The organism is Paraburkholderia kirstenboschensis (genome assembly GCF_032806925.1).
GTDB classification, from domain to species: Bacteria; Pseudomonadota; Gammaproteobacteria; order Burkholderiales; family Burkholderiaceae; genus Paraburkholderia; species Paraburkholderia kirstenboschensis.
Genome location: NZ_CP136513.1, coordinates 3,478,201 through 3,500,327, shown reverse-complemented (window position 1 = coordinate 3,500,327; position 22,127 = coordinate 3,478,201). Strand labels below are relative to the sequence as shown.

The 22,127-nt window shown below is 59.9% G+C and carries 20 protein-coding genes and 2 pseudogenes; 5 read left to right on the top strand and 17 right to left on the bottom strand.

Going from position 1 to position 22,127, the window contains the following annotated elements; genetic code table 11:
- The first annotated feature begins 19 nt into the window (after nucleotides 1-19).
- Complete coding sequence (locus RW095_RS41620; protein WP_394365179.1) at nucleotides 20-184, top strand: glutathione binding-like protein; 165 nt, start codon at nucleotides 20-22, stop codon at nucleotides 182-184.
- A gap of 332 nt (nucleotides 185-516) precedes the next feature.
- On the opposite strand, the gene RW095_RS38350 is transcribed toward RW095_RS41620, so the two are convergent.
- The gene (locus tag RW095_RS38350) at nucleotides 517-969 is read right to left on the bottom strand and encodes a RidA family protein (RefSeq protein ID WP_317020851.1); all 453 of its coding nucleotides are present in this window, start codon (nucleotides 967-969) and stop codon (nucleotides 517-519) included.
- Between the two features lie 890 nt (nucleotides 970-1,859).
- Between RW095_RS38350 and RW095_RS38345 the strand changes: the two genes are divergently transcribed.
- Nucleotides 1,860-2,780, top strand: coding sequence for a hypothetical protein (locus tag RW095_RS38345; RefSeq protein ID WP_317020850.1), 921 nt, complete (start codon nucleotides 1,860-1,862; stop codon nucleotides 2,778-2,780).
- 316 nt (nucleotides 2,781-3,096) lie between these two features.
- On the opposite strand, the gene RW095_RS38340 is transcribed toward RW095_RS38345, so the two are convergent.
- The 5 genes and pseudogenes from RW095_RS38340 to RW095_RS38325 all read right to left on the bottom strand — a co-directional run bounded on the left by RW095_RS38340 (nucleotide 3,097) and on the right by RW095_RS38325 (nucleotide 6,368).
- Nucleotides 3,097-4,215, bottom strand: a complete 1,119-nt coding sequence (locus RW095_RS38340; RefSeq protein ID WP_317022822.1) for a sensor histidine kinase — start codon at nucleotides 4,213-4,215, stop codon at nucleotides 3,097-3,099.
- Between the two features lie 336 nt (nucleotides 4,216-4,551).
- Nucleotides 4,552-4,656 (bottom strand): annotated as a pseudogene (locus RW095_RS38335) (response regulator); the annotation flags it as partial.
- Nucleotides 4,657-5,322: 666 nt separating this feature from the next.
- A complete protein-coding gene (locus RW095_RS41615; protein ID WP_394365178.1) occupies nucleotides 5,323-5,484 on the bottom strand; it encodes a ParB-like protein in 162 nt (53 codons plus the stop codon).
- A 78-nt stretch (nucleotides 5,485-5,562) separates the two neighbouring features.
- On the bottom strand, nucleotides 5,563-5,844 hold the full coding sequence (locus RW095_RS38330) for a DUF6566 family protein (protein WP_317020849.1): 282 nt from the start codon (nucleotides 5,842-5,844) through the stop codon (nucleotides 5,563-5,565).
- 284 nt (nucleotides 5,845-6,128) lie between these two features.
- A complete protein-coding gene (locus RW095_RS38325; protein ID WP_317022820.1) occupies nucleotides 6,129-6,368 on the bottom strand; it encodes a DUF6723 family protein in 240 nt (79 codons plus the stop codon).
- Between the two features lie 362 nt (nucleotides 6,369-6,730).
- Here RW095_RS38325 and RW095_RS38320 point away from each other — a divergent pair, with 362 nt between their 5' ends.
- On the top strand, nucleotides 6,731-7,216 hold the full coding sequence (locus tag RW095_RS38320) for a ferritin-like domain-containing protein (RefSeq protein WP_317020848.1): 486 nt from the start codon (nucleotides 6,731-6,733) through the stop codon (nucleotides 7,214-7,216).
- Nucleotides 7,217-7,771: 555 nt separating this feature from the next.
- On the opposite strand, the gene RW095_RS38315 is transcribed toward RW095_RS38320, so the two are convergent.
- The 9 genes from RW095_RS38315 to RW095_RS38275 form a co-directional block, all read right to left on the bottom strand.
- A complete protein-coding gene (locus RW095_RS38315; protein ID WP_317020847.1) occupies nucleotides 7,772-8,083 on the bottom strand; it encodes an IS3 family transposase in 312 nt (103 codons plus the stop codon).
- An 18-nt stretch (nucleotides 8,084-8,101) separates the two neighbouring features.
- Nucleotides 8,102-9,151 (bottom strand): IS110 family RNA-guided transposase, encoded by a 1,050-nt coding sequence (locus RW095_RS38310; RefSeq protein WP_317014819.1) that lies wholly within the window; start codon nucleotides 9,149-9,151, stop codon nucleotides 8,102-8,104.
- A 322-nt stretch (nucleotides 9,152-9,473) separates the two neighbouring features.
- Nucleotides 9,474-10,559, bottom strand: coding sequence for an IS110 family RNA-guided transposase (locus RW095_RS38305; protein WP_317020846.1), 1,086 nt, complete (start codon nucleotides 10,557-10,559; stop codon nucleotides 9,474-9,476).
- A gap of 119 nt (nucleotides 10,560-10,678) precedes the next feature.
- Nucleotides 10,679-11,449 carry an IS21-like element helper ATPase IstB gene (istB, locus tag RW095_RS38300; protein ID WP_317020845.1) on the bottom strand — a complete coding sequence of 257 codons (771 nt, stop codon included), beginning with the start codon at nucleotides 11,447-11,449 and terminating at the stop codon, nucleotides 10,679-10,681.
- Nucleotides 11,446-13,080, bottom strand: a complete 1,635-nt coding sequence (gene istA, locus RW095_RS38295) for an IS21 family transposase (RefSeq protein WP_317020844.1) — start codon at nucleotides 13,078-13,080, stop codon at nucleotides 11,446-11,448. Before istA ends, istB begins: the two co-directional genes overlap by 4 nt.
- A gap of 300 nt (nucleotides 13,081-13,380) precedes the next feature.
- Complete coding sequence (locus tag RW095_RS38290; RefSeq protein ID WP_317020843.1) at nucleotides 13,381-14,040, bottom strand: IS3 family transposase; 660 nt, start codon at nucleotides 14,038-14,040, stop codon at nucleotides 13,381-13,383.
- Nucleotides 14,037-14,351, bottom strand: coding sequence for a transposase (locus tag RW095_RS38285; RefSeq protein ID WP_317016305.1), 315 nt, complete (start codon nucleotides 14,349-14,351; stop codon nucleotides 14,037-14,039). The genes RW095_RS38290 and RW095_RS38285 overlap by 4 nt, the downstream gene beginning before the upstream one ends.
- A gap of 73 nt (nucleotides 14,352-14,424) precedes the next feature.
- Complete coding sequence (locus RW095_RS38280) at nucleotides 14,425-15,660, bottom strand: DUF2252 family protein (protein WP_317022819.1); 1,236 nt, start codon at nucleotides 15,658-15,660, stop codon at nucleotides 14,425-14,427.
- A 723-nt stretch (nucleotides 15,661-16,383) separates the two neighbouring features.
- Entirely contained in the window at nucleotides 16,384-16,890 is a 507-nt protein-coding gene (locus tag RW095_RS38275; protein ID WP_317020842.1) for a ferritin-like domain-containing protein, read from the bottom strand.
- A 766-nt stretch (nucleotides 16,891-17,656) separates the two neighbouring features.
- Here RW095_RS38275 and RW095_RS38270 point away from each other — a divergent pair.
- Nucleotides 17,657-18,124, top strand: coding sequence for a DUF4142 domain-containing protein (locus RW095_RS38270; RefSeq protein WP_317020841.1), 468 nt, complete (start codon nucleotides 17,657-17,659; stop codon nucleotides 18,122-18,124).
- 112 nt (nucleotides 18,125-18,236) lie between these two features.
- Nucleotides 18,237-18,419: a hypothetical protein gene (locus RW095_RS38265; protein ID WP_317020840.1), complete on the top strand. Its 183-nt coding sequence runs from the start codon at nucleotides 18,237-18,239 to the stop codon at nucleotides 18,417-18,419.
- A gap of 267 nt (nucleotides 18,420-18,686) precedes the next feature.
- Here RW095_RS38265 and RW095_RS38260 read toward each other — a convergent pair whose 3' ends face one another.
- Nucleotides 18,687-20,102, bottom strand: coding sequence for an IS1182 family transposase (locus tag RW095_RS38260; protein WP_317020839.1), 1,416 nt, complete (start codon nucleotides 20,100-20,102; stop codon nucleotides 18,687-18,689).
- Nucleotides 20,103-20,432: 330 nt separating this feature from the next.
- Nucleotides 20,433-21,819 (bottom strand): annotated as a pseudogene (locus tag RW095_RS38255) (IS1182 family transposase).
- Nucleotides 21,820-22,127: the final 308 nt, after the last annotated feature.

The following is a 22,127-nucleotide window of genomic DNA, read 5'->3' as shown; positions in this document are numbered from 1 at the left end:
TGACGCGCATCTAGCTTCAATGGAGACCCTCCTTAATGACGGCACATGGCTGGCCGGTGACGCGAAGTCGATTGCAGATATTTCGGTCTCCTGTCAGCTTGACCTGCTCATGAAGACTCAGGAGGTCGCACAGCGCATGAGTAGATATCCAAACCTGATAGCATGGCTAGCACGTTGCGCCTGAGTCACGCTTACATCGGCAATTTGTCGCAGAAATGGCTTGATCGCGCTCTGTAAGTCGGCCGAGAATTCAAACGGCTTGTTACGACTTCGGAGGAATGCATGGCGCGAATCGGAGCAAAACTGGCGGAAATGAGATTGGTCTTGCTGGAGCCGCTACAGAATGCCGGCAAACGCTGGGACGTGTACGTTCGCTGCGAGAAGACGTGAATGCCGATCGCCACCGATTTCGCGTGACTCAAGCCGGCTCCTCGCCCTATAGATCGGAACCGATTCCGTTTCCTGGTTCGGTACGTGAGTCGCTGCGGCGCTTGGCGTAGCTAACGCTCCCCGCGCTTACGCATGAGCTATGCAGTCCAGTTCAATAACAAACTCCGGGCGCGCGAGGGCCGCAACTATCACCGTTGAACGGGCCGGTGGGTTCGACGGAAACGCGTTCCGCCAGACGTCATTCATACCCGCGAAATCCGTCTGGCGCGTGAGAAACACCGTACATTTGTCGATACTGGCCATCGTTGCTCCAGCGGCCTCGATAATGGCCTGGACTTTTTTGAGGGCTAGTTCAGTTTGAGGACGGATGTCGGGTCCTGCCTCGCCGGCAATCTGCCCGGAAATATAGATGGTGTTACCGACGCGCAGACCTGGCGAATACGGACTAGCTCCCGGAGTCGTCCCGGAAGGCAAGACGACCTCCCGCTTCGTAAGGTGACTCTCTGGCGCGGCGCAACCGGCGAGGAGGGATCCTGCCAAGCACATGAGTACAGCTGCTCGGGTACGGATGTTGACCATGATCGCGCTCCTAGTGTTGGGAATGCACAGAACATAGAGCCATTGGCGCCAATCCCGGCAGATTCCCGTCGATCGGGGAGTGCCGCCAATACCGTCTGGTCGCTCCCGGATAATCGGACGACGCCCCTCCGTGTCGTCCGAGATTTCAGCGGCCGTGACCCACAAATGATATGAAGAGCGTCATTTCATTTTTACGACACCGGACTGTCAAAGCATAGGGCATACGTCGAGATGCAGGTCTCTGCTACAAGTCTTTATGTAGGGCGTCTACGCCTTTTTAGTCCACGACCGACGCCATATAAAGACTTGAGAAGGAAAGCTAGTGGGACCGGACGGACGCCGAACTTACGATGCTGCGCGAAAAGTCGCCGGCTTTCGCAGTCGTCGCTCTCTCCTGCAGGTGTATGACCGTTGCACCATGAAACCGGCCGTAGCGCCCGGCCAAGCCCGAACGGCGGGTCAGGGTGGGCAGTGCGGGTTGACGACTGGCTGTTCTCGGGCGGTGAATAACCAACGGCCGCTTTCCGGCGATGAGTTCGCAGAGCCGATTGCCGCATGCCGACCCGCTTCGGCCAGTCAGCACGACTGCCATGGGCGTCCCTCGATCGAGTGCAACAGTCGTTCGCTGGGGGCATAGAAGAGCCACCCCATTGCTGGAGCGGCGTAGAAGTTCGCCATTGTGACGAGAGCAGTTGACGAACCGGAGAGAGAGTTGTTCTTGCCACCAACGCGCTAGCGGCTGTCCCGAAGTCGTTTCGAGCGTATTAGTGAAGCGCGGCAATGCGCCCCGCGGCCCACGATGGCGGGGCACGGTTACTGTCATCATCACGCGGGGCCCGCGGGAACGCATGCGTTTTTTTCTTGGGCGACTAGTCGCGGGGGGCAACCCGATGCAAACTGTCAGTGTTGCGGAAACCGGATTTGACATCGGTTGGGATTTCGCTCGATTCGGCCGTGGATTGGACCGCGCGTCCAGCGAGCGAAGTGTACTTCCTGGATACCGTGCTGGACGTGAGAATTTTCGAGTTCCGCAGCATGTTCCCGATCGCTTCGTGTCGAAATGGTTGCAACTTCGTCTGAACGCATTTCGGCGCCACCGCATTCTCGACCAGGAAGTCACTCCTGCCTACCTGAAAAGGATCGACTGCACGATGTGTCCGATCACATTGATCGCCATGACACATGCTGCCTTGACCGAGAGTGACTGGTCGGTCGATAGGATCAACAATGATGGCGCCTATGCGCCCGGCAACCTTATGGTGATGTGCGTCAAAGCGAATCGAGCCAAGGGAGCGAAGGGCTTCACGGAGGTCGTTGAACTGGCGTCGGGAATCCCGGAGGGCGCGGTGCTCGGTCTTTCGGAGCGTGAGTGGGCACGCCTTGCCTGCGTGATGGTCGGCGCGGCGAACATGACCGGGCCTAGGCCCTTTCTGCCGCTTCTTACCCGGCTCCCCGAGGACTCCCGGGCGCCGCTGTTCTTCGTTTTCCAGCAGATGCTCCTGCTTTCGGCGCATTTAGCGAGAGAGCGCAATCGGGTTATGAAGGTCTTGTGTCGATTGCACCCCTCGAGCGAGCGGTCCGCTGTTTTGAGATGCGCAGTGGAACGGCTGGCAGTGAATTTGAGAGATGCCGCTTACCCCTATGACGCATTGTCTGACGAAGGCGTCCAGCGTCCGATGAGGGGCCGGTTTACGACTGTCCCACCAGACAGCGTCCCCGGTTTGCTCCAACTGTGTTCCCAATACGGCGCAGGGCGTTGCGAATCTGCGCCTCCAGCTGCATGGGCGCTACAAACGGGCGGCCGCTTTTAATGCATTTTCCCAGGAAACGCGCGGACCCGTCACTCGACCAGGCCACTTGGCAAGCTTTACTCGCGTGTTTGAGTTCGCACGGCCGAACTGGCACCTCGAGCTGGCGCCGTCACGTCGCCCGGTGCCGGCTTACCTAGAGCTTCCCAGCGCTCCGGACAAACTTGACGTTAGTTCCGCGAGCAAGCATTTGTGCCAGAACGGACGTACGAGCGTCACTTTTTTGACGTGGCCGCGCTAATAACGACCTAAACGAACGAGCGTTATAAAAGAAGCTCTCCTCCTCTGCGGCATCGACAACATCGTACGGGGGTCGGCATCATGCTGGCGAACACGGCAGGCAGACGGTAAAGCAGGTTCCGCTTCGGGACGAGGTAACTCCGATTGTTCCCTGATGCGCGCGGGCAATGGAGCGGCAGATGTACAGGCCCAGGCCCATGCCCGCAGCCGTCCCGCTTCGGTTGGGCATGCGCGCGCGTGTCAGCGGGTCGAACAGTGTGGACAGGGCCTGCTCCGGGATGGGGTCGCCCTCGTTGGACACCGCGAGCGTCATCTGTCCATCGAAAGCGCCGGCTTCGACGACAACAGTTCCGGATCCGTAGCGAACCGCGTTTGTCACCAGGTTGACCACCAGTTGCCCGAGCCGGCTGCCGTCCCATCTGCCTCCAAGTTCGCCCTTAAGGCGCAGTTCAATCTGCGCGTTGGGAAATGAAGCGCGCACTTCGTCGATCGCATCGTTGCAGATTCGCCCCATGTCCTGCGGTGTAAAGCTGACTGGCAGTGCGTCGCCTAGGCGCGTGCGTGTAAAAATGAGCAGATCGTCGATCATCTGCTTCATCCGCATCGCGCCCCGCTGGACGAAGGCCACCGCCTTCACGCCGGCCGGAGACAGATTGTCGTCATGCAGCAGCACCTCACCCGAGTTCAGAATCGCGCCCAGCGGAGAGCGCAGGTCGTGGGCCAGCACCCCTGCAAACAGGTCACGGATACGCTCGGTGCGCCATGCATAGTGCCGTACCGATTCGGCCAGCACCTGATCGATCGCCTCGTTGAAACGGATCATCTCCTGGAACGCAGTGGCCCCGCTGGGTGACGTCTTCTGCCAGCGACGCAACACTGTGGCGCGCAGCGCACGGAATTCGGAAACCACATCGTTGATGCTGAAACCGTGGGACAGGCGATCGTCCGCATGCCGATGCGCGACATCGCCGAAAGCCGAGTGTCCAGTATTCTTCTCGCCGCGCGATTTGGTCTGTTGCTGCGCCGGGTTTTGCGCCTCACGCATATCCGCCGCAACCGACATCAGGATGTCCGCCGCCGAATTGCGCAGCTCGCGCCGCGTGAGCTGACTACCCTCCTGGGTGAGGGCGAGCGCACAGTCGGCCCAGTCCTCGATCAGGCCGCGAAGGTCAGCTTCGATAAAGTCGGAAAGGCCCATTGCTATCTCCAGTAAGCTTGTAGCGCCGGCCGCCGCAGTAGACTGGACCGCGTGAACACGAGCTGCATTTTCCGTCGATTCTACGCACCAGCCCGATATCTCAATTCCTGCAATGCGCCAGCTCAGGCTGCAAGGATCCGGACCAGCGCGAGTAGTTGGGCCGGCGGCCACCCTTTCTGCGCGTAGCCGTCGAATTCGTCGCCCATGACCTGGTGGCGGCGCACCTCGGTTTCGTCCCGTGCCGTATGAGCGATGATGACAACCTGGCCGGTACACGGGGTCCTGGCGCAGTGCATGAGTTGCCTGGTAACCGTCGCAATGCGGCATCGTAATATCCATCAGAATGACGTGAGGCGTCCACTCGCGCACCATGTCGATCGCCTCCAGACCGCCGAACACCGCGCGAGCCTCGACTGCTTCCGCACTCAGGTAGGCGGCCATGGCCAGCGCGGCGTTGCAGTTGTCGTCCACGACGAGCAGCCGCAGACAGTCGCCGTTCAATGCAACGCGGCGATCGGACCATGGGCCGGGCGTTCGGGACACTAGATCTGACAACGGCACCACGAGTAACCTCCCGTGTGCGACGTTGTGCATGCGGCATGCCAGCACGAGCCGGTGCTTACGGTGAGGAAAGCGCCGCGGCAGGGAATCGTGCGTTAGACCGGCGATTGGGAGATTCTCCAGAACCCGACAGCGGGCCAAATGAAACTGCCTGCCAGCGAGGCGCCAGTGCGCCCGCAGGTCAGCATCCACCGACAAACGTGACCGACCCATCAGGCCACCGCGGCGCCGGCTTGGCTCCTGCCAGACCCGGCGGCAGTGGCCCGATCGATCAGTCTCGCGCTGACACTTGCCACTAAAGTTAAGAGCCACTCGCATCATCGCGGTCGATAGGCTACGGATCGGGCATGCAAAAGCTCAGTCCGTAACCATGTCGCCGCCGGACATTAAAGGCGTCGGCATCTGACGTATCTCGACACTTTTCGCGCATCACCGCTTCCTGCGACCTTGATGGACCGCAGCAAAGCCAGTGAAGAGGCCACGCGGTGGCCCTTTTCCGGTGAACAGTACCCGGGTCCGCAGAATTCGGATCACACGAAGCTGCCACTAAGCGCATTGCGGTTTGCGATAGGCCCTCGCGCGGCGCGCAATTGCGGCGAGGCTGTGATATGGGTCATCAACCATGTCGCTGACGTTCAGCCGATGTTCCCCGACGTCGCAACGCTTCCCGTCTTCGTCGAATCGATGCACCCGGTCGTTCGACTCCATCCTGGATCGGCCTGAGCATCGACAACGGCAGGCGGTTCATATTTCATCCGTTTTCGCGATGGCAGTGCATTCCGACTTTCACTGCTTTTTGCTTAGCAGTCTGTTGCGGTTGTCCGACACTGGCAGCTCGCGACCATCAATGCGGTGACGCGCCCAAGCCAGCGCCTTACGCACCGCCTCCTCGCCGGTAGGCTGCGCCAGATTCGGGCACTCGGGGCTCAAAGTAATGGGCCGTCCGCGCAGCGTTACCTCAACGCGCGGAACCCATGCGCCTGATTCGTTTTGCTGTGCCGTGGATGAAATGAAGTAACCGCAGTAATCGGCTTGAAGGGACGCCTGCTTTGTACGTGAGTTTTCCATATCGCTTCTGCCGCAGGTCCCCCGCACAGTCCTGCACATTCTTTGCGCAAGGCCCATGCCGTAGCAGGGGCGTGCGAAGCAAACTCTAGACGCGTATCACTGCGCTTCTGGGCTGGCGTACCGCACCGGTCCTTTCCCCGCACGCAGAAAGGTAAGAGAGGTCGGACACTCTCGGTCTGTTCAGTGAGGGGAACACGGTTCTTCGCTGTAGAATGAACGTGCACGGTTAGAAGCGAGGGACGGGTGGACCGCTGCCAGGAGGTTGTCCTGTACATGCATCCACGTCACGGCTCGGGGCTTCTGGCGTCGGCCAACACCACGTTAACGCCAATCCGCTCGGCTGCCCGGCGCGCCTCGCTGCCAGTGCTGCAGGGCCCTATCTCCGCTACACCGTCGAATGGATAAAGCAGCTTGCTATCTCTTAATCTGACGACCTTAAGCGTACCGACGTATCGTCCCGCCGGCGTACGCTGATAGCCAGGATAAATGCGGTAGCCAGCGCCCGGATCGCCTATAGCGTCCATGGCGCCCGCAGCAACGGGGAATTTCAGACGGGGCCTGGCCATGATATGCCGCCTCCTCAGGTGATTGCTTGCGTCACGGAAGGCGACGCACGCGGTAACGTACGTTTTACAGTGACAGTGTAACCAGTGGTTGACCCCGTGGCACGGCGCCAGGCCGACGGGCGCCTTTTCCAAATACCGCGACGCTTCGCGCACAGCCATATTTGCGATAAGCATTCTCATGCGCTTGCCTACCCGGCTGCCGTAGGCAGGCAGGAACGGCCGTTGCGCGCTTTCCGGAAGCGCTGGCCTGAGCCAGAGCGCGCAGGCCGCGCGCGATGCGGTTGTGAGAGGTCCCCATGGCAAACCCAAACGCACATCTCGTGGACTGGTTGCGCGACGCGTATGCGATGGAAAAGCAGGCCGAGACAATGCTCAAGGCTCAGGCGTCCCGCCTGGAAAACTACCCCGACGTGCGCGCGCGTATTGAGCAGCATCTGCAGGAAACGTTGGAGCAGCAGGCACTGCTTGAGCATTGCCTGACGCGCCTTGGCACCGGCCCATCGCTGATCAAGGGCATGACGGGCGAGATAGTTGCCTTCGGTCAGGCGGTCGGCGGAATGACCATGAGCGATGAGGTTGTGAAAGGCGCGATGAGGGGATTTGTGTTCGAACACACGGAAATCGCCGCCTATACTGCGCTGATCGCTGCGGCGCACGCTGCGGGCGACGATGAAACCAGGAAGATCTGTGAGCAGATCCTTCCTCGGGAAGTCGAGATGGGGCGGTGGCTGCTGGAGCACCTTCCGGATACTGTCGCCGCCTATGTGTCGCGGTCTGCTGAGGGCCGCGACGATGCAAAACGGTAAGGACATCTTGAGTGAGCCCGTCGTGGTGCGGCTGACACTGGTTTCGCTTACCCCCTCTGGGATCGTCCAAGCGGAAGCACTCATCAGATCGACGGAGGGATTAGCCGTTCTCGAGGTGGAGGGTTGGAGCGACCTGTCGCGAACGAGCAGACTATCGGCGCCTTCGTCAGGCGCAGTGTCAGCTCTGGGCTACCGCTTGGCGGAGATAGGGTCACTCGTCGAAGTCAGGCTGCAGCGGTGTCTGGCTAGTCTGCCGGGCAAACCAGGGCAGGAAGCAGGTGATGAATAGAGCAAACTGCGGATGGCCGATGAAGTGGGTCGCCACCCGAAGATCTTACTCGGGCTGAGCTTGCATCAGCGCGATGGGAACGGTGCGCGATGGCTCCCGCGCACCGGTTAGCGCCCCTGAAGGCGTGCGGCCTACCTTTGGCAGGCCATTTTTTTCCGGGCATGCTGGTGATTCGGGAAAAGTTCGAGAGTCCGTTGCAACCAGAACGTCGGAAACTGGCAAGCGCGTTGTTTGAGGTTGACCCGGTTTGACGGACAGATTTGTAGTCAGCGATTCGATTTGGTCTGGCCTCCGTTAAGGGTTGACTCGCGGGTTGTCCACGGCCGGGCGGCGGGTCGCTTCTCTCGACCCTGACGCTGCCCGGCGGTAGGCAACCCGCGCTGTGGCGAGGGCTGATGCGGCGCATGCAGGTTTTCGAATTCGAGCGGCGAGCAATACCCGATGCTGCTGTGCAGGCGGCGTACGTTGTACCAACCTTCCAGGAACGAGAACACGCGCCGACGCGCCTGCTCATGAGTTGCAAGGTGTTCGCGCGATAGCAGCTCTGCCTCGAGCGTGCCGAAGAACGACTCACACATCGCGTTGACGCTCCTATGTCAAGCGAAGGCTTTGGAATCCGCTAGATCGGCGAGAATGAGAGGATAGAGTTCTCTGACTATGTACCGCTTCAAGCAGCGGTGAATTTCTTTCTTCGACATACCCTGATGGGTGCGACGTTGCACGTACGCTTTGGTTCTCGGGTCACTGCGCATGCGGACCATCGCTATTGTCCATAGCGCGTTGTTTGCAGAACGGTTTCCCCCGCGATTCAGTCGATGCCGTACTGTTTTACCAGATGACGCCTGGAGAGGGCTCGTTCCGCAAAGCGCTGCGAGAGACGCTTCATTTTTTAGTCGTTCAGGGTTGTCGCCCGCAACAGTAACGAGTATCGCGGCGGTGTGAGGTCCGACACCGAAGCGCCCCCTAAGCCGACGAGCGTACTGGTTGGTAAGCTTCTCCAACATTGCATCAAGCGCCTTCAGTTCATCCTCCAAAGCCATCCACCGCTTCGCCAGCAAGCGAAGCGTGATGGCCAGAGTCTGCAACATAGGAGTGTTGCCCAGCGACCTGACGCGAGCGCAGTTCGCAACGCATTCGGCGATCTTTGTGCTCGAAAGGCGCTCGCGAATGTCTTGAGGTGCGCTGACGAGCAAGCTTCTCAGCTGATTGATGGCTTGGGTTTTCGCCTTAACAGCACTTCGCCGTGAGACGGTGACAGCGCGCATAGCCTCAGCAGCGCCCGATTTGTCTTTCGGGATCGCTGCGGCCTTGCCTGAAAGCACGGCGCGTGCAGCGCTTTCGGCGTCGGTGGTATCGGATTTGCCTCGAAACCTGCGATCCGCGCGGTCCGGCCGATTTACCTCCCGGACTTCAATCTCATGATCCAGCAGGACGCGCGTCAGCCCGGCGCCATACGTGCCGGTCCCTTCTACGCCGGCGCGACGAAGCACGCCGAACGATTGCGCCCAGATGAGCAGATCCAGGTATCCGCTTGCACTTGCCGAAACAGTGAGGGTTCCGAGCAGTTTTCCCGTCTGATTGATGACGGCTCCAACATGAACATCCAGATGGGTATCAACGCCTAAAATCACTTCCACTTGTTCCATTCGTGTCTTCCTTGTGGGTGAACGCATCGCCAACCCCAATCGCAGGACAGGACACTCACGGCGCAATACGAAGCTCCTATCAGGTCACAGACGCTGGGCTCGGCAACGCTCGGGGAACGTCGAATCCAATCGACAGGTCAACGCGAAGGCAGCGCGGCCAATCATAGGCTGGGTCGGATCGGAACGACGTTCAAGGCGTATTTTGGACTGAGTGTCATAGGCGTCGCCGGCGGTCCCCATTGACGGTTGCACGCCGGCCTCGCGACAACGTCGGCCGAAGGCAATGGACGTGTACTGACAGCCCTGGACGCCCTTCTAAAGATCAAGCGGTAATTTGAGCCTGCGTGATCTGGCGGTTGCGTTGCTGGATTACGTAGTAGACCTCCCGCGCGATATAGCGCTTGAGGCAGCGGATTGCTTCAAGTTTCGAATGCCCCTCGCCGACACGTTTGGCGACGTAGGCCTTTGTGCGAGCGTCGGTTCTCAAGCGACCGATGGCAATGATGTGCAAGGCGCTGTTGGCTGCGCGATCCCCACCGCGATTTAACCGATGTCGCGTCACCTTACCGGAGGACGCCGGGACGGGGCTCACGCCACAAAGGGCGGCGAAGCTGGCCTCTGACTGAAGCCGGTCGCTGTTATCGCCTGCGGTCAATAACAGTTGCGAAGCCGACTCGTAACCAATCGAATTTCGCGAGACAAGATCGGGGGCGAGTTCGTCCACGAGCGTTGCGATCATGACGTCGGGGTCGGCAATCTCGTCGTGCAAGTCCAGATACCGACGTCCCAGTGACTTCAGTGCAATTCGGCAAGCAGAGGTCAGGTTCCGATAGTCGGACAGATCCGGACGCCACGCAGCCAATGTTTGGATGAGCTGCATTCGTGTCATCGCGCGTAGTGATTCACGTAATTCATCGGGCGCGCTGATGATGGTACTGTGGATCAGCTGTAAAGCGACGCGACGCGCCGAAATGGCCGTCTTCCGGCAGACTTTCAGAACGCGTAGCGACTCAATCATGCCATCGCGCGTCTTGGGCGTGACGGTACGCACGCCGGCGAAGGCAGCGTGAGCCGCGTTGTAGGCGTCCAGCGTGTCGTCCTTGCCACGTTTGCGCCGGTCGCTCTTATCCGGTGCGGTTACCTCCAGCACGGTTACATGGGCCTGCTGCAGGTAGCGCAGTAAGCCCGCGCCGTAGCTCCCGGTGCACTCGACGCCGACCCGGACAAGCTCACCGAATGAGCGCATCCAAAGCAACATCTGCTTGTAGCCGTGCCGCGTGGTTGGGAAGCATTCGCTGCCGAGAAGGCGATCATGTTCGTCAACCACAGCCGCGAAATGCAGATCCTTATGCGTATCAACGCCGCCTACGATGCTGCGACGGCCAGCAGTAGCCTGTTCTTCTTTCATACAGCCTCGCTCCGGTTGCCGATAGGATATGGGCGATCTCACCCCCGGATGGTCACTTCAAACTCCCCCACTTGTGGTCGCGCAAACTCCTCCACCCGACAGCAGGACAAGGTTGTTTTTTAGCTCGCTTTAGTTTTGCGCGCAAGGGTTTCAGCAGCCTCCTTCAGGCGGTAACTTCGGCCGTCGAATTCAAGCGAGTGGCAATGGTGCATGAGTCGGTCGAGAATGGTGCTGCTCATGGTGTTATCACCGAGGTAGGCACCCCAGTCCTGGACAACGCGGTTGGACGTGACGATGGTGCTGCGGCGTATTTTGTATCGTTGATGAACGAGGGTTTGCAGTAGAGCACCAGCGGCATCCGGAATCGATCGTGACAGAAACAGGTCGTCCAGAATCAGCAGATCGCAGTCGAGAATGTTGCGCAGACGTTTCTCCTGCTGGTCGGGTTCGCTCAGGCTGAAACGCGCAAAGAAGTCGTCGGTCTCGAGATACTGGACCTTATAGCCCTGCATCACGGCCTGGTTGGCGACGGCCTTCGCGACGTGCGATTTGCCCGTGCCAGGTTTGCCGATGAGAAGTGCATTCTCGCCAGCAGAAACGAACTTCAGCGTTCGCAACTCCAGACACGCCTGACGCGGGAGTTTCGGATTGAATGTCCAGTCAAACTCGGCGAACGTGAGCTTCTCGTCAAGGCCGGACTGCTTATGCCGACGTTCGATCAGCCGGGACTGGCGACGGTCCAGCTCGTCCTGCAGAATGATCGAGAAGGTTTCGAGGAACGGTTGATTTGCCGCCTGCGCCTGCAATACGCGGGTCTCCAGCGTGTCGCGCACGCCAGACAGGTGGAGCTGTTTGAGCGAACGCTCGATTTCGGGCATCGACATGGTCATTCGTTGGTCTCTCCGTTGTTCACCGACAATGGGTTGAGTTGCTGTCGCGCGCCGAGACTGAACAGTTCGCCGTATTCGGCCGCTGGACGGATTAGCGCGTGATCCTGGGTAAGAGGCAAAGCGAACTGGGGCGCCTGATCAAGCTGTTCCAGCGCATGCTCGAACAGTCGCTCGACCAGCTTGCGAACCTGTTTGTAGGATTGAAGGTGATACTGCAGTGCCTGGCCGCAGGCTTGTTCAACGATGCGGGTGGGGTATCTCTTCGCGAGACCGACGATGCCCCACATACCCCGCTGGCCAACGCGTCCCTGGGCGTCAAACATCCTCTGGCAGAGTGCCTTCGTTTGCGGCCCGATGTCCCCTGCAGCTGAGAGCAGGAAGGCCGTTTGCCGGGACGGGTTGAACGGACGCTCGTCCTCGGATAGTAGCAATTGACCGGGCTCGGTGAAGCGCGGGTGAATGCGTAGCAGCGCTTGTGTCTGCCGATCGCGAACTTCAATGGTTGAATCGAAGATGCGCACCAGCACGGTGCTGCCAATCGCGGCAGGACGGGCCGCGTACCAGCTGTGGTCGATGCGAACGGTAGTGTCGTCGGAGACAGTGCGAACCACCTGTTTGAAGTAGCGGAATCCAGTCGGGGGCAATGCCCGCAAGTGCGGCTTCTCCTCCTCGAACATCGACTCGACCTGACGGCGGGCGCGCCCATGCAAGCGCTTCGATGCCCAGTTCGCCTCCCAGCGCACGAGGAACGCGTTCTGCTCTTCGATTGAGTCGAAACTCCTGCCACGCAGTGCGGTGCCCTGCGTATGCTGGATCGCGTTCTCGACCGTACCCTTGCGGTTCGGATCCCGAATGCGTGCAGGGTCAGCGACGACACCATAGTGCTCGAGCATCGCGGCGTAAAGATGATTGATCTCCGGCTCGTACAGGTCCGGCGTAATAACCCCTTCCTTGAGGTTATCGAGGACGACGTACTGAACACAGCCACCGAAATAGCGGAACGCTTCTTCGTGCAGTCGCGCCCACACCTCCTGCCCGGATTTCCAGACAACCCGCCGGAAACTGTGGCGCGAATAGCGCAACGTCATCACGAATAGCCGTGGTCGCCGATAGCGTCCAGTCTTCGGATCGCGGGTCGGAGCGCCCTCGCCATAGTCAACCTGGGCCTCCTCGCCGGGCAGGAAATCGAGCCGGTCAAATTGCGCGGGATCGATGTGTCGCAGCGCGCGCACGAACCGTTTGACGCTCTCATAGCTCGCAGCAAACGAGAACTCGTCGACAAGATCCTGATAGATAGCCTGGGCGTTTCGCTGCAGACGAACCTGTTCTTCGATCCATTTCCGGTGCGGCTCGCACAACGAGCGGGCAAAATTGAAGCTATGCGTTTCGGCAGGCGCGGCCTGAAAAGCCGGTGGTCGCGGGAGTGGAGGAGTTTGATCTGAGGGGCCCAAGCCGATGGTCGCGGGGATGGGGGAATTTGCGGACGCAGTTGCGCGTGCAGCGAAGATCGCCGTGTAGCGGCGGATCGTCTTGCGGTCGATTCCAGTGATCCGATGAATCTCGCGCTGGCTCTTGTTGAGTTCCAGCAACGTGAACACCGTACTTTGCTGATGCGGCTTCAAGACGTTCAACTCCCACCTCCCGGGCTGGCCAAGGAGGTAAAAATAACGTCCTGCTACGTGGTGCGATCGGCGACGTCGGCTTGCTCAGATCGGACCGGAAGGTGGGGGAGTTTGAAGTGACCACACCCGGAGGAATTTGGGTGACCGCCCGGGATCTCACCGGCATCGAGTACCTGGACAAGACAGTAAAGTGACAGGGCGTCAGGCCCTTCTTGAGTCACACGTATCGACGAGGTGAAACCTCGCCGTTCGGCAGTTCCAGAGGACCGACGGGTCCAGGGAAAGACATTCAGTCGATCGGAATGTGGGTCAGGTCGCCCGGAACGCTCTACGGCACCAGACCTCTCCCGAAAGCCCCTCTTTCGAAACGGTGACTGCCCGGAAACATCTGGTACCCGTATTCTTACTGTCCGAATGCAGAATCACCCCATCGTGGTGGCGCTGCTGCAATGCCATGTCCAGCGCTCGCAGCATCAGTTCCGTATACAGATGATTGGACATCGCCCAGCCAACGATGCGCCGGCTGAACACCTCGAGCACCACGGCCAGATACAGAAAGCCCTCGTCAGTCGGGATGTAGGTGGCATCTGCAACCCACAGCACGTTCATCGCATCAGCGCTGAAGTGCCGGCGTACCAGGTCGGGTGCGCGCCGTGCCCCCGCACGTTGCCGCGTGGTTCGTGGCCAGCGCCGCCGGCTGGCCCCACACAACCCTGCCATGCGCATGAGCCGCGCCACCCGCTTGCGTCCCACGTGCATGCCTTCGCGTGCGAGCTGCGCGTGGATACGTGGCGCGCGATACGTCCCGCGCGAGCTCGCATGCAGCGTACGGATGCGCGCCAGCAGCAGCGCATCGCTGGATGCTTGCTGCGATGGCTCGCGTACCAGCCACGCGTAGAAACCGCTCGTCGAGACCCCGAGCAGCCGTGCCATCCTGGCAATGGGCCAGCGGGCCCGGTTCGCTTTCATGAATCCGTACCCTTCGGTGGCACGGCTCCCGTCTCTCTCGCGAACCAGGCCGCAGCCTGCGAGAGAATGTCGCGCTCCATTTTTAACTGGCGATTCTCACGGCGCAGACGCGTCAGTTCCTGCCGTTCAGCCGTGGTCAGCCCGTCATGCCGTACGCCAGCATCACGCTCAGCCTGCGCGCACCAGTTGACGATGGTCTGTGCCGTCGGTTCGAACTCCAGCGCGAGCTCCTGCGGTGTACGCCCGGCCTTGACCAATTCCACCATATGCGCCCGGAACTCCGCCGGGTACGGTGTACGAGTCTTGCCCATTTCGACACCTCCTCTTCAAAAAGAATAGGTGTCCGTTTTCACGGGTCAACTTCAGTTGTTCCTGGTTTCCCGCTTACGACAACGGTCTCTTAAGGGCATAGCGCCGGCAATGTTCGAGATATTCTGCTTCGTGCTTCACTAGCAATTCCACGATGCTCTGCCACAGCCACGATGGCGCATCGGAAGATTTTTGTCGGCGCATTCGCAGTTCCGCGAGCCACGCTTTGCGAGTGCCTGCATCCATCTGTCCCGCGTGCGCCTGACCGATAACAATGGCGAGAAAATGTGCTGATCGGACGGCGTCTAACTCGGAAAGCCGTTCTGCCGCGAACTTCAGATCCTGAGGCATTAGCTCGCGCACGACCACGGCGCAGCCGTCAAGCCGCGCCGGTATCATGCGGTCGCCGAGTGAGGGCGTTAAGTGCCGCGCACCTTCGACCACTCGTCTTTCATTGTCACGAGGCATATGATGCCCGGTAGCTATCGGCGCCATGGCCGCTACCGCTTCCTTGATGTCGATAAGGCATGGCGGGCCGCCAGCGGAACAGGCGCCGCCGACGTCAAGCAGCACTGCAAAGCGGCGCCGGCCGAGAGAACTGCACCCCTTCACCCAGTACGCACTGTCGAGGACACGTATCGCAGGTTCTGCGTTCAGCTGCTTACTCAGCACAGTGCGAATGAGCGTTGGACTTTCGGACTCCAGCAACGCCTGGATGGCCAGCTTCTCGTTGTCTGACAATGGCCAAAAGCGCTTACCGAGCGGGATAAAGGGTTTGACATGGTCGATGTTCTGCCGTGCGAGCTGACGCCGCGAGCGGTGCAGCGCTTCTTCCATGGCGATCCTCACCACTTTCGGCCGATGTGTGCGACTTGTCTCGTCACTGCGCGAGTCGTCGAACGCCTGTTCGTACCCGTCGAGCAATGCGCCCGCTATGCGGCTGGTGATTACCCCTGGCAAATCGGAACTGCGCGCGGCAGTCGCCAATGACAAGCCCAGACGGAGCAGGTCGTGCACCGGGTTGCCGATCACGCTCTGATCCAGATCGCGGACATGGACGGCAACGTCGCCGTCGGCATCCGCGACCGGTCCCAGGTTGCCGACGTGGCAGTCACCGCAGATCCATACAGGCGGACCGTCGGGCAGTGTCCCAGCGGAGCGGCTTTCTACCCACGCATAAAAGTGGGCGGCAGTGCCCCGTTCATACGCGTGTGGCGAGCGCGCCATTTTCTGTCTCTGGATCTCCTCGAGCACGGGCTGCCTCTGGTCAGGCGCTGGATAGCGCGGGGATCTGGCTGATCTCTTTGTCACTGCGTCCTCCTCCATACAACGAACAGCCCGGTGTGGAGAATGGAGCTTGAATCGTGCCAGGCCGTCACTAGCCCGCGGGGCAATCGCCAGCGTACCTGCAACGGACGGGCGACAATCTGTCGTTAGTCCGAGCCGTCCCGCCGGAGACCGACCATCAAAAGCGCTGTCGGCATCGGTCGTGTTGGACCGATGGCGCCCGCTTGCGCTTTTGCCCTGGTATGGTAACTGTCAAGGCGAGTCGACGCTTAGGACCGCTGACATAAGCGCACCTGCAATAACGAGTACACCGGTGATCCAGTCAACGGGATTTCGACGGGCCGAGACTGTTCCATTTGACGAGACGGTTCGCATGACTAGCTCCACGTAAGAAATTCAATTAGCTACCCGCAGTACTTCTTGACCAGGCGGTGTTTACACCCGTCGGTGCCCCTGCGGAAAGCGGAGCGCATCCAGCGTACGCACGTCTGGCGTTCCCTGCATGGCCCGAACTTTGGTGGTCAGCCGAACAGCTCCTTCGCGGACGCCGCGCAAGTTGCGTCGTCCCGCGGACCGCCGGGAATGCGGGCGCGTTGAACAACGGTCGCTGCTGCGAGCCTCAGCGCAGGTTCGCGCCGGCCTGTTGCGGCGACGACGGCGCGTCGTCATCAAGCCTCGCGTCTGTGCGAATCACGCCGGGTTCGAAACGGGAGCACCGCGCGTACCATTGGGCGCCACGCATGATGGTTATTTCTTTGCCTGCATGCCTGCGGCAGAGCGCTCCAGATACTGCGCGGTGATCATCGGGATATGTTCCAGCAGCCACTGCGCCATCGCGTGCTCCTGTGGCAGGATACGTTCGCACGCGGCCTTGGTCGCCATATCACCGCAACGGTCGGCGGCGGCGATGAGCGCCGTGTAGGATGCGATCTCCAGATTCTCGAAGACATAGCTCATGTTCGCGCCCTTCACCACTTCGTCGGTCTGCGTCATGCCGCCTAGGGCTTGACCAAACGCCATGATCTTGCCGGTCAGATCCTTTATGACGGACGTCGAGCCGCCGAGACGCTCAATGCATTCCGCGACGATTTTTTGCTGGCCGAGCGTTTCTTCCAGGTGCTGATCAATACGTGCCTTCAGTTCCGGATAGTGTTCGAGCCTTCCAGACTGCGCGCGAAGCATCTGCTCCGCCTGCTGCTCCATTGCATGAGCGTCGCGCAGCCAGTCAAGTAGGTGTTCAGCAGGTTCGGTCATGAATGTGCTCCTGATAAGAGGGAACCGCGCTTCTATGCGCGTGTTCTTCCCTGCGCAATAGCCATGCCGCGCAAAGGCGTCGCGGTTCCAGGGGACAGCTGTCGGCGACGCCTTGACTTAGCGCTATAGCTGAAAAAATGAATGGATCCGGCGTGGCATGAGCTGCTTGCGCCGTTGGTGCCCTCGCTCGCCGATTGCGCCACGAGCGGCGTGCAGCAAATCACGGAACGGCAGCTGAGCGCCGGCAGTGCTGCAATCTCGCCGATCTGCGCAACAAGGGCGCCCGCCACGCGTGCGCACACGATGAGGAGCTGGCGGCGCTCCGCACCGCTGCCTGTTACCCGGGATAGCGCTTCGATCCTTAATACCCGTCCGGTCTAGGGGTGGCGCTGCGCGAGGTCAACGTCTGGTACGAGACGGAACACGTCCAAGCTCAACGGGGCTGTGTGCGCGGCGCGTCTCAACGGGATCGCCGTACGCGTCAGGCATACACCATGCTCGGCAAGTCGTGCAGATGGACTTGCGGCCAGGCGCCGCGTATCGAGCGGGCGAGGGAAGCCAGCCATCGCCTTCGACGAGCAACGACCGCTGCCTAGGCATCGCAGGCGGTTGCACCCGGGAGATGCCAGAAATGAATCGCATGGACAGCGCTAGCTGCACTTCAACCCCGGCGCACAGCACCTCGCGCCACGCGCCGCGAAGCCGGCTCTTCGTCTTTGTCGCGCTGTGTTGTGCGACCGCGCTCCCCGCAGCGGGGTGTCGCCTGATGCAGTCTGGCGCCGAAGTCGCGCCGACGGATCAGCAGTTCATGCTGACGGCGGCGTGCGTCGCAACCGCTGAAATCGACCTAGGTCAATTGGCAGCGACCCGAGGCAGTTCGCCGGAAGTCCGCTCGTTCGGCGAGCACATGGTCGCCGAACATACGCGGATCAACGCCGAACTCACTCAACTCGCGGACGCGAAACACGTCCGACTTGTGAAAGCGATGGACCCCGCGAATCACACCCTCTACTCGAAACTGTCGCATTTATCCAGGGTGCAATTCGATCGCGAATATGTGATCTCGCAACTGCACATTCATCGGATGGGTAACTCTCTCTACGCCAGCGAGGCCGCGCAGGGCGAGGACCCGGACGTCAAGGCATTCGCGGCGCGAGGTGTGCCAGTCGGCAAGGAACATTTGCAACGTGCAGCCGAGCTGGCGCAAACGCCCGCCGTGTCTTCGTCGAAGTGACTTACCGAAGCGCCGCTCCCGACACGGCGCTTGCTCTTTTTTGGACAGGCGACGTGTGCGGCTCGCACGTCACTGGATCGTTACCGCGCCATGAGCGAATGGAGGATCAATTATGAAAACCGCGCCCCCCGATAATCGCACCGAGCAGGAGGCCAAGGCCGAAGCAAACTCTGGCAAGCCCGCAACGACGCCCACCGGCAAGCCGGGCAGCGGACAGCACGCGGCGAATCATACTAAGGCCGGCAAGGACCACGGCGCTGGCGGCGGCGCAAAGCAACGGCACGGGCCGCGTTAGCGCTCGATGCCGGGAAGAGCCGCTTGGCACTCCGCTAGCTGTTTTCAGCAATGCGAACGCGCACGCGCGGTTTGGCGCGCGCGTTCATCCCGGACCGCAAGAGGCGACCCGGGCACAAGCTGTACAGAGAACCGAATGGCCGCTTCCTGCGGATTGTGTTGAAAAAGTCTTGTTTTTGTCGGAGACGCCGGAGTTGGCGGCATGTTTTCGAGTTGTGGCGATCGGCGAAGCGGCGAACCTGTGCGAGGCAACGATCCTCGTTTCTCGTCATGCCACTGCCTGGTTCATCTGCTTGCTTCGTGACATGAAACGCTTGGCCATTCTTCGCAGGTTTTGCGCAGTCGCCGCCATCAGGAATTCATCATGGGCGCCGCTTGGACCCCGCAGGCGCAGACGGTCCAACTTCAGAATGCGTTTGAGATCGGCAAAGAGCATTTCCACCTTCTTTCGCTCACGGCAAGATCGCTTGTATTCAGGCGTTTTCGCAATATGCCTCGTTTCGTCACGCGCAGCTTCATGGATGCTGCGGGCGATCTTGCGGAATGGTGTATTCGGACAGCAGCGATCCTTCATCGAACAGCTTTCGCAGTCGAACTGGCTTGCCCGATAGATGATCGTGCCAGCCTTCGTGACGCGCGAGCGCGGATCTCTGAACTTGCGCCGATCACTGCGTAGGGTGTGACCGGTGGGACAGCGATATTCATTGGCCAGTTCATCCCATTGGAACTCGCTGTTGGACAATGTGTTGTCCTTGCGCGTCGTTTTGTCCCAGACCGCAACATGTGGTGCAATTTCCTTCTCGTCGATCATCCAGGCAAGCATCGCTGCCGAGCCATACGCGGTGTCGCCTGCAAGACGTCGGGGTTTGAGATCGTGCCGCCGCTCAACGCGATCAATCATCGTCCTGGTTGATTCCACTTCGTGCGAGCGGTTCGCGGGCGTCGCCTCGACGTCAACGATGATCCCTGCCTGCAGGTCAATCAGATAATTGGTCGAGTAGGCGAAGAACGCCGGGCTACCCTTGGCGGCTGTCCAGCTCGCAGCGGGATCGGTCAGGGATATTCTCTTTGGAGGTGTCGATGTCTCTGCCTCCTCGACCGCGTCTGCGCCGGCCGGATTCGCTTCCTCTAATACCTTTAGATATTCCCGTACTGCGCGGCTTTGGTCCTTGACGCAACCCCAGTTGATGGGCTCAGTACCTGGGACACCGCGTGCAGGGCTTGCATCGGCCCTGATCATGCTTGCGTCAATCGCGAAACCTTCACCCTTTACGAGCCCCTCGGACATGCAGCGACCCAGCACCGACTCGAACACATGGCGTAACACATCGCTATCGCGGAAGCGACCGTGGCGGTTCTTGGAGAAGGTCGAGTGTTCGGGTACGACGTCCTCCAGACCCAGTCGACAGAACCACCGATATGCAAGGTTCAAATGGACCTCCTCGCATAACCTGCGTTCGGACCGGATGCCGAAGCAGTAGCCCACAATCAACATGCGGATCATGAGCTCCGGATCAATCGACGGCCGTCCCATTGGACTGTAGAACGGCGCGAGATGCTGGCGCAGATCGCGAAGGTCGAGGAAGTGATCAATGCCTCTCAACAGGTGTTCGCGAGGGACGTGACTATCAAGGTTGAACGAATAGAAGAGTTTGTCCTGTCCACTGCCCAGTTGACCCATCATGACGAATCACTCCCGCCGATCGATGTCTTCCAGGATACCGAACATTCCGAACCACGGGCGACTTTTTCAACACAATCTGCGTGGAACCGACGTCCCGATGTCCGAGCGTCGGTGCCGGCGAATGTCGCTTCCTGGCCGTCCCCGGGCCGACGGCGAACGCACCAAACCGACCCAGGTTGTGTGGAAACCCGATGAAATTACAATGCGGCGTGCCCGCGCCCCCAGCGGCTCGTTTGGCTGCCTTTGCGGCCATCACGGCGACGACGAGGGTGAGCGTCTCCGGTGCGTTCTAGAGAAGCTTAATGGCTTTGTTTAGGACCCACGAGGTGCTCACGCACCCACCAGCCGCATTGCCTTCATCGTCTTGTTGAAACCTAGAATTCTCAGCACTCGAGCGAGATTGTAGGCGAGTACGTTCAGACTCATCTCGGTACCTACGTTAGGCAACCTGCGCGTCAGGAAGTGCGTGTAGCCCATCCAGTGCTTGAACGTTCCAAAGACATGTTCGACGGTTCGCCTGCGCACTCTCATCGCGTCGGGCGTCTTGTCGAGCCGACGTTGAACTGCCTCCAGCACCGACTCATGCTCCCATCGACTTATCCGTCGTTGTCCGCTGGGAGTGCACTGTGACTTCATTTGGCATTGCGAACAGGCGCTGCTCCAGTATCGATGTAGCTGCATCCCGTGTTCCTCGCTGGTGTATCGGTAAATTGCCCGCTCTCCAGCTGGACATTGGTATTCGTCGTCCCGCGCAATGTAGATGAAGTCTGCCTTGTCGAACCGGCCATGGTATTTCGCACCTGACGTTGTCGGCTTCGGCCGCATGACCGCAATCCCCGCATCGGCGCACTCCTTGATCTGAGTTCGGGTGTAGTAACCACGATCGGCGACCGCCCGCAGCCTTGTCTTGCCCATCGCGTCACGCGCAGCTTTTGCCATGGGGCTCAGCTGCGCCCGGTCACTGCCAGAGTTTGTGACCTCGTGAGCCACGATAAGATGGTGCTTGGCGTCAACGGCCACCTGTACGTTGTAGCCCACCATTCCCGAGCCTTTGCCGCTCGTTGCCATGGAGCGCGCGTCCGGATCGGTCATCGAGAGTTGCCCGTCAGGCTGCGTCTTGAGCTGCTCCTTGATCTGATCAAGGTTCCGCATCTGCTCGCGCAAGCGCGCGATCTTATCCTGCAATCGGGCCGTCTTCGCTTCGAGCTCCGCGGGTTGCGTACGATCGGCAGTCTCCAGCGCGGTCAGATACCGCTGGATACTCTCTTCGATCTGCCTCTGGCGCTTGTCGACTTTACCCTCGGTGAAGTTGCGATCCCGCGTATTGACTGCCTTGAACTTGCTGCCGTCAATGGCGACCAGCGCTTGCGAGAACAGCTTCAGCTCACGGCAAAGCACCACGAAGCGGCGACACACGTTGCGAATGCCGGTACCGTTGTCACGACGGAAGTCGGCTATGGTCTTGAAGTCCGGCGCCAGTCGGCCCGTGAGCCACATCAACTCAAAAGATATAGATCTTCAGGAGCACCGCTGGATGATAGGACGGGCGACCTGTAACCGACGGCGTTGCGCCATCGAAGCCCAATGATGCAAGATCAAGCTCTTCAACAAATGCCTCCATAATCCTTACCGGATTGTCCTCAACAACAAAGTCATCGAGGCATTCTGGAAGCAGCGTCACCTGCTTGCGATCTTCACCTTCTATGAATCGCTTCATCCGGTCACCCAGCTGAATGAGTTAATCCAGTTTAGGCGATCGACGTGTTTTCACACAAGCTCGACCCACAAGAGCCCTTCGACCCGGCACTGTCTCAATGGCCGTTTCCAAGAGATACTGTTGAAAAAGTCGCCGCGTCGTTTTATCAGTTCTCCTTCGCGAAAATCGACCTCTCAGATCGGTCTACAGACCGCTGCCACATGTCAGGCAAGGGTAAGAGGACCCCTAAAAACCTCATGAAATAGACGACCAGCGACTTTTTCAACAGTATCAAGATACAACGGCCGTTCGCTCGTCAGCTAGGTTGG

Coding starts and splice junctions, on each gene's coding strand:
- RW095_RS41620 (WP_394365179.1), top strand. CDS start 20: ATGGAGACCCTCCTTAATGACGGCACATGGCTGGCCGGTGACGCGAAG.
- RW095_RS38350 (WP_317020851.1), bottom strand. CDS start 969: ATGGTCAACATCCGTACCCGAGCAGCTGTACTCATGTGCTTGGCAGGA.
- RW095_RS38345 (WP_317020850.1), top strand. CDS start 1,860: ATGCAAACTGTCAGTGTTGCGGAAACCGGATTTGACATCGGTTGGGAT.
- RW095_RS38340 (WP_317022822.1), bottom strand. CDS start 4,215: ATGGGCCTTTCCGACTTTATCGAAGCTGACCTTCGCGGCCTGATCGAG.
- RW095_RS41615 (WP_394365178.1), bottom strand. CDS start 5,484: ATGGAGTCGAACGACCGGGTGCATCGATTCGACGAAGACGGGAAGCGT.
- RW095_RS38330 (WP_317020849.1), bottom strand. CDS start 5,844: ATGGAAAACTCACGTACAAAGCAGGCGTCCCTTCAAGCCGATTACTGC.
- RW095_RS38325 (WP_317022820.1), bottom strand. CDS start 6,368: ATGGACGCTATAGGCGATCCGGGCGCTGGCTACCGCATTTATCCTGGC.
- RW095_RS38315 (WP_317020847.1), bottom strand. CDS start 8,083: ATGTGTGAGTCGTTCTTCGGCACGCTCGAGGCAGAGCTGCTATCGCGC.
- RW095_RS38310 (WP_317014819.1), bottom strand. CDS start 9,151: ATGGAACAAGTGGAAGTGATTTTAGGCGTTGATACCCATCTGGATGTT.
- RW095_RS38305 (WP_317020846.1), bottom strand. CDS start 10,559: ATGAAAGAAGAACAGGCTACTGCTGGCCGTCGCAGCATCGTAGGCGGC.
- istB (WP_317020845.1), bottom strand. CDS start 11,449: ATGACCATGTCGATGCCCGAAATCGAGCGTTCGCTCAAACAGCTCCAC.
- RW095_RS38290 (WP_317020843.1), bottom strand. CDS start 14,040: ATGAAAGCGAACCGGGCCCGCTGGCCCATTGCCAGGATGGCACGGCTG.
- RW095_RS38285 (WP_317016305.1), bottom strand. CDS start 14,351: ATGGGCAAGACTCGTACACCGTACCCGGCGGAGTTCCGGGCGCATATG.
- RW095_RS38275 (WP_317020842.1), bottom strand. CDS start 16,890: ATGACCGAACCTGCTGAACACCTACTTGACTGGCTGCGCGACGCTCAT.
- RW095_RS38270 (WP_317020841.1), top strand. CDS start 17,657: ATGCAGTCTGGCGCCGAAGTCGCGCCGACGGATCAGCAGTTCATGCTG.
- RW095_RS38265 (WP_317020840.1), top strand. CDS start 18,237: ATGAAAACCGCGCCCCCCGATAATCGCACCGAGCAGGAGGCCAAGGCC.
- RW095_RS38260 (WP_317020839.1), bottom strand. CDS start 20,102: ATGATGGGTCAACTGGGCAGTGGACAGGACAAACTCTTCTATTCGTTC.